Genomic DNA, 684 nt, shown 5'->3' on the forward strand with positions numbered 1-684 from the left:
GATAACGTAACCAATTTCCTGAGGGCTGTAGGCATAACGCCAAAGGCAGGGTCGCTGACCAACACGTCGCAGAACTCGAATGATGGAGCCAACAATACGGTACCGGCAGATGCCACGGTAAACCCGAGCATGGGTACTGCTGCCTACTGGAACACGAAGCTGAAGAACCGCATCTCGATCAAGATTGGCAACTATCTGTTCTTCGACTCAGTGGTTATCACGCGAGTCTCTATAACGGCGGCCTCGAACTTCGATGCACAGACTGGTCTGCCGCACCACTGCCGCGTGCTGGTTGAATTCAAGCCTCTGTTCATGCTCACACAGCAAGACCTAGATACGCTATTCATCAACCCGAGCGCGTCCACACCGCTGTCGTGTGATGCTACGTACTCGTTGCCGGGCGTGGCTAGTGCGGCTAAGAATCTGTTTAGCTCATTCTAAGGAGCGCTAATTATGCCAATGGAAGGATACTCCGGAGACCTTAACTGGAGCAGGTTTACACCCGTGGACAATACCGGTTCGAACTACAACATGTTCAAATCCGGATTCAAGAACGTGCGCTTCAACGTTCCTAATCAGTCGCGTTACCAGTTGAGCATGTTGGACATGGCCAATCTTCCGGGGCTGGCCTACAAGTTCTACGGAGACACAAGCTTGTGGCGCGCACTTATGGCCTATAACGGC

2 protein-coding genes are annotated in these 684 nt (G+C 52.5%); both read left to right on the plus strand.

Annotated features, from left to right (window positions below):
* A partial coding sequence (locus tag AC1RPR_RS07960; protein WP_481763427.1) for a hypothetical protein occupies window positions 1–441 on the plus strand: 441 nt, incomplete at its 5' end.
* Between the two features lie 12 nt (window positions 442–453).
* On the plus strand, window positions 454–684 hold a 231-nt coding region (locus tag AC1RPR_RS07965; RefSeq protein WP_481763428.1), incomplete at its 3' end, for a hypothetical protein.

It is taken from the genome of Dellaglioa sp. CoH-57-MRSF-22, from assembly GCF_056781895.1.